A 5,350-nucleotide genomic window follows, 5' to 3' on the forward strand; every position below is an offset into this window, starting at 1 on the left:
AAAGGGGCCGTCCCCCCCCGGGTCGTCGGTCAGGGACGCTGAGCCAACTTGTTTTCCAGATAGTGGATGCTGGTGCCGCCTTCGATAAAGCGGGCATCTTGCAGCAATTCGCGATGCAGCGGGATGTTGGTCGAAATGCCTTCCACCACCATTTCCGACAGCGCGATGCGCATGCGCGCCAACGCCTGGTCGCGCGTATCGCCATACGTGATGACCTTGGCGATCATCGAATCGTAGTTGGGCGGCACGAAGTAGCTATTGTAGGCGTGCGAATCAATCCGAACGCCAGGACCGCCCGGCGTATGCCAGTTGGTGATGCGGCCGGGGCTGGGCACGAAACGGAACGGATCTTCGGCGTTGATGCGGCATTCGATCGCATGGCCCTTGAAGGCGATGTCGCGTTGGCGCAGCGTGAACTTCTCGCCGGCGGCGATCAGGATCTGCTGCTGCACCAGGTCGATGCCGGTGATCAGTTCGGTGACCGGGTGTTCGACCTGGATGCGGGTGTTCATTTCAATGAAATAGAACTCGCCGTTTTCAAACAGGAACTCGAACGTGCCCGCACCGCGATAGCCCATCTTGCGGCAAGCATCGGCGCAGCGGTCGCCGATGCGCTCGATGGCGCGGCGGGCGATGCCGGGAGCCGGCGCTTCTTCGATGACCTTCTGGTGGCGTCGCTGCATGGAGCAGTCGCGCTCACCCAGCCAGACGGCGTTGCGGCCGCCATCGGCCAGCACCTGGATTTCCACATGGCGAGGGTTCTCAAGGAACTTCTCCATATAGACTTCCGGGTTGTTGAACGCGGCGCCCGCTTCCGAACGCGTCATGGTAACGGCGTTCAACAGCGCGGCCTCGGTGTACACCACGCGCATGCCACGGCCACCGCCGCCGCCTGCCGCCTTGATGATGACCGGGTAACCGACTTCGCGCGCAATGCGGATGATTTCCTGCGGATCTTCGGGCAACGCGCCTTCAGAACCGGGCACCACCGGCACCCCCGCTTCGATCATGGCGCGCTTGGCGCTGACCTTGTCGCCCATCAGGCGAATGGTGTCGGGACGCGGGCCGATGAAGACGAAGCCGCTCTTTTCGACGCGATCGGCGAAGTCGGCATTTTCGGACAAGAACCCGTAACCCGGGTGAATTGCCTCGGAATCCGTCACTTCGGCGGCCGAAATGATGGCCGGCATGTTCAGGTAGCTGTCACGCGACGGCGCGGGCCCGATGCACACGGATTCATCGGCCAGGCGCACGTACTTGGCCTCGCGGTCAGCCTCGGAGTGCACGACCACGGTTTTGATGCCCAGCTCGCGGCAAGCGCGCTGAATGCGCAGGGCGATTTCGCCCCGATTGGCGATCAGGATTTTTTCGAACATTTTCAGCTATCAGCCAATGACGAACAGGGGTTGACCGTACTCGACGGGCTCACCGTTTTCGACCAGGATTTCTTTGATGACGCCGGACTTGTCGGCTTCGATTTCATTGAGCAGCTTCATGGCTTCAATGATGCACAGCGGATCGCCTTCCTTGACGGTGGCGCCCACGTCGATGAACGGGGCGGCGCCCGGGTTCGGCGAACGGTAGAACGTGCCGACCATCGGCGCCTTGACGACGTGGCCCTGAATGACCGGGGCGGCTTCGGCGGCCGGCGCGGCAGGCGCGGCGGCTTGCGCAACCGGCGCGGCGGGCACGCCGGCTTCGGGCTGGTGGTAGGCCACCGGCTGCAAGGTTTGCGAGAACTTGACGATGCGTACCTTGCCTTCGCCTTCGGTGATTTCCAGCTCGGCGATACCCGATTCAGCCACCAGGTCGATCAGGGTTTTGAGTTTTCGAAGGTCCATAGAAGCTGCTTCCCGAGATAGTGTCGGCGGCGTCCCAGCGTGGGGTCCGCGCCGTATAAGATGTAAAAGCCGTGAGTTTGGTGCGAGATCAGTGCCGCACTGCGTAACGCAGAGCCGCCTCGTAGCCGTCCGCGCCCAGGCCGGAGATAAGGCCTACCGCCAAGTCGGACAGATAAGAGTGATGCCTGAAGGGCTCTCGCTTATACAGATTGGACAAATGTACTTCAATAAATGGGATCGCGACCCCAGCCAGCGCATCGCGGATAGCGACGCTGGTGTGCGTATAAGCCGCCGCGTTGATGATGATGAAGTCTGTGCCGTCTTGCCGGGCCGCTTGAATGCGGTCAACCAGCGCGCCTTCGTGATTGCCTTGCCAAGCAGCCAGCTTGGCGCCCAGTTCGCCTGCAAGCAGCTCCAGTCGCTCATTGATCTGGGGCAGCGTCAAACTGCCGTAGATATGAGGTTCCCGGGTGCCAAGCAGGTTCAGATTCGGGCCATGCAATACCAGTATGTTTTGCGCCATGCGCTTGCCAATGAGTGGATTGCCAACGGTGGAATTGTTGGCAAAACAGCCGATAAACCAGCTTTTTACGCCAATTCCTACTATTTGTCCAACAGACTTATGCCTTCAAACCGGATAGGGTTTGATTCAGGTCGTCGGGTTGGATTTCGCCCAGTATCTTCCGGTTAATCGCGCCATCAGCGTTGAACACGATGGTAAATGGCAAGCCGCCGCTGGGGTTGCCCAGCTTGCGCAAGGTGTCGATCGCGCCTGCCCCGATAACCCACAAGGGGTATGAAACTTGCACTTTCTCGACAAATTTTTGCATGTTGGCAGCGGAATCAACGCCGATGCCGACAAAGCGGACATTCGGATATTTTTTCTGCAAGGCATCCAGTTCCGGCATCTCGCGCACGCACGGCGCGCACCACGTTGCCCAGAAATTGACCACCATGGGTTGCCCCTTCCAGTTGGCCAGCGACTGCGTCGCGCCACGCAAGTCGGGCAACTGCAATTGCATCAATGCGGCAACAGGGTCGCCGGCGTCGGCGGGCTGGGAAGACGTGCGGGACTTCTGCCCCAACAGGGTATAGCCCCCGGCGACCGTGGCGGCCACGGCCACGCCGGCGGATAGAAGTAGGCGTCGATTCATGGCGCGATCATAACCGCTGCCGGGATTTTTGCGCGATGCCCGGTCGGCATGAGCAGTGGCCGCTATATATACAATGCCGGACAGGAGAGTTTTCAATGCACCTGCACATTCTTGGCATCTGCGGTACGTTCATGGGCGGCTTGGCGCTGATCGCGCGGGCCGCCGGCCACAAGGTCACTGGTTGCGATGCGGGCGTATACCCGCCGATGAGCACGCAGCTGTCCGAGCAAGGCATCGACCTGATCGAAGGCTTTGGGGTGGACCAGATGGCGCTGTCCCCCGACCTATACGTGATCGGCAACGTCGTCAGCCGCGGCAACCCCCTGATGGAAGCCATTCTGGAATCCGGCGCGCGCTACGTTTCCGGTCCGCAATGGCTGGGCGACAACATCCTGCCCGGCGCGCACGTGCTGGCGGTGGCGGGCACGCATGGCAAGACCACCACCAGTTCGATGCTGGGCTGGATCCTGGAAGCGGCCGGCCTGGCCCCCAACTTCCTGATCGGCGGCGTGGCGGCGGACCTGCATGTATCCGCCCGCTATGACCCCGCGCGCCGCCCCTTCGTGATCGAAGCGGACGAATACGACACGGCGTTCTTCGACAAACGGTCAAAGTTTGTCCATTACCGCCCGCGCACCGCCATCCTGAACAACCTGGAATACGACCACGCCGACATCTTTCCGGATCTGGCGGCCATCGAAACCCAATTCCACCATCTGGTGCGCACCATTCCCGCGTCCGGCCGCATCGTGCGACCCGCCCATTGCAACGCACTGGACCGCGTGATTGCGCGCGGTTGCTGGTCCGAAACCGTCACGTTCGGCGCGGATGGCGCCTGGCAGGCATCGCCGCCCGATGACGACGGCGCCTTCACCGTGATCCGCGGCGGCGTCGACATCGGCACCGTGCGCTGGAACCTGACCGGCGAGCACAACCGCATGAACGCCCTGGCCGCGCTGGCCGCCGCCGAGCACGCGGGCGTCCCGGCCTTGGAAGGCATCGCGGCCCTGACGCGTTTTGCGGGCGTGAAGCGCCGCATGGAACTGCGCGGCACGGTCGACGGCGTGAAGGTCTATGACGATTTTGCCCACCACCCCACCGCCATCGCCACCACGCTGGAAGGGCTGCGCCGCCAAGTCGGGTCGGCCCGCATCCTGGCGGTGCTTGAGCCACGTTCCAACACGATGAAGCTGGGCACGATGGCCGCGCGCCTGCCCGACGCGCTGGCCGATGCCGACCTGGTGTTCTGCTTCGGCGCCCACAGCGGCAAGCATGCGCTGGGCTGGAACCCGGCCGAGGTCCTGGCCCCGCTGGGCAACCGGGCTTCCAGTTACGATGACATCGATGCGCTGGTCGCGGCCGTGCCCGCCGCCGCGCGCCCGGGTGACCAGGTGCTGGTCATGAGCAATGGCGGGTTCGGCGGCATCCACGGCAAGCTGCTGGACGCGCTGCGGGCACGCGGCTGATCCCCCTTTATTGGACGAGCACGAAATGATTCTCTACCTGCACGGTTTTCGTTCCTCGCCCAGTTCCACCAAAGCCCGGCAGATGGCCGACGCCATGGCCGGGCTTGGGCTGGCCGCGCAGTGGGCCTGCCCGCAACTGCCCGCCAGCCCCCGGCAAGCCATTGCGCTGGCCATGGACATCGCCCAAGGCCAATTGCAGGGCGCGGCGAGCCCCCGCGCGCTGACCATCGTGGGCTCGTCGCTGGGCGGTTTCTACGCCACCTGGCTGGCCGAACAACTGGATTGCAAGGCGGTCGTGCTGAACCCGGCCGTCGAAGCCGCGCGCGACCTGGGTACCCAGGTGGGCGAGCACCACATGTATCATTCCGACGCGCCGTTCGTCTTTTTGCCTGAATATGTAGACGAACTGGCCGCCATCCACGCGCCCCGCATCACCCATCCCGACCGGTACTTCCTGCTGGCGGCCACGGGCGACGAGGTCCTGGATTGGCGTGAAATGCGCGATCGCTACGCGGGTTGCCGGCAGCGTATCGTCGAAGGCAGCGACCACGGTTTGTCCGACTTCGAACGTTGGATGCCCGAGGTGCTTGAATTCGCCCTTGGCGGCAAGCAGGTTAGCCCTCAATAATCAGTACCAGACATCAACACTCTATTTCGCCGCGCAAGGCGGTGCGTACGCGCCGCCCAGGAAGATCCCCACCATGTATGTGTTTTACGAAGATGACGGCAGCTTCAAGGCCGGCAACATCCTGTCCGAAACCGACGCCAGCTTGCAGGTGGAGTCAGAGTCGGGCAAGCGCAGCAAGATCAAGCGCGCCAACACCCTGTTCAATTTTGCGTCGCCCGAACCGGCGGCGCTGATGAGCCAGGCGGCCGCGGCCGCCGCCGC

The 5,350-nt window shown here is 63.0% G+C and carries 6 protein-coding genes and 1 pseudogene; 3 read left to right on the forward strand and 4 right to left on the reverse strand.

Features of this window, described 5'->3' with window-relative positions:
- Positions 1 to 29 precede the first annotated feature (29 nt).
- The 4 genes from accC to ACNPP0_RS23915 all read right to left on the reverse strand — a co-directional run bounded on the left by accC (position 30) and on the right by ACNPP0_RS23915 (position 2,995).
- Complete coding sequence (gene accC, locus ACNPP0_RS23900; RefSeq protein ID WP_046806529.1) at positions 30 to 1,376, reverse strand: acetyl-CoA carboxylase biotin carboxylase subunit; 1,347 nt, start codon at positions 1,374 to 1,376, stop codon at positions 30 to 32.
- A gap of 9 nt (positions 1,377 to 1,385) precedes the next feature.
- On the reverse strand, positions 1,386 to 1,841 hold the full coding sequence (accB, locus tag ACNPP0_RS23905) for an acetyl-CoA carboxylase biotin carboxyl carrier protein (RefSeq protein WP_050730943.1): 456 nt from the start codon (positions 1,839 to 1,841) through the stop codon (positions 1,386 to 1,388).
- A gap of 88 nt (positions 1,842 to 1,929) precedes the next feature.
- Positions 1,930 to 2,364 (reverse strand): type II 3-dehydroquinate dehydratase, encoded by a 435-nt coding sequence (gene aroQ / locus ACNPP0_RS23910; protein ID WP_120153729.1) that lies wholly within the window; start codon positions 2,362 to 2,364, stop codon positions 1,930 to 1,932.
- Between the two features lie 97 nt (positions 2,365 to 2,461).
- The gene (locus ACNPP0_RS23915) at positions 2,462 to 2,995 is read right to left on the reverse strand and encodes a TlpA family protein disulfide reductase (protein ID WP_448707203.1); all 534 of its coding nucleotides are present in this window, start codon (positions 2,993 to 2,995) and stop codon (positions 2,462 to 2,464) included.
- 95 nt (positions 2,996 to 3,090) lie between these two features.
- Here ACNPP0_RS23915 and mpl point away from each other — a divergent pair, with 95 nt between their 5' ends.
- The 3 genes and pseudogenes from mpl to ACNPP0_RS23930 form a co-directional block, all read left to right on the forward strand.
- Positions 3,091 to 4,461, forward strand: a complete 1,371-nt coding sequence (mpl, locus tag ACNPP0_RS23920) for a UDP-N-acetylmuramate:L-alanyl-gamma-D-glutamyl-meso-diaminopimelate ligase (RefSeq protein WP_448707204.1) — start codon at positions 3,091 to 3,093, stop codon at positions 4,459 to 4,461.
- Positions 4,462 to 4,486: 25 nt separating this feature from the next.
- Positions 4,487 to 5,089 carry a YqiA/YcfP family alpha/beta fold hydrolase gene (locus ACNPP0_RS23925; protein ID WP_448707205.1) on the forward strand — a complete coding sequence of 201 codons (603 nt, stop codon included), beginning with the start codon at positions 4,487 to 4,489 and terminating at the stop codon, positions 5,087 to 5,089.
- Between the two features lie 73 nt (positions 5,090 to 5,162).
- Positions 5,163 to 5,350, forward strand: a pseudogene (locus ACNPP0_RS23930) (RNB domain-containing ribonuclease); the annotation flags it as partial.

The sequence above is a fragment of the Achromobacter semiaridum genome (genome assembly GCF_053543755.1).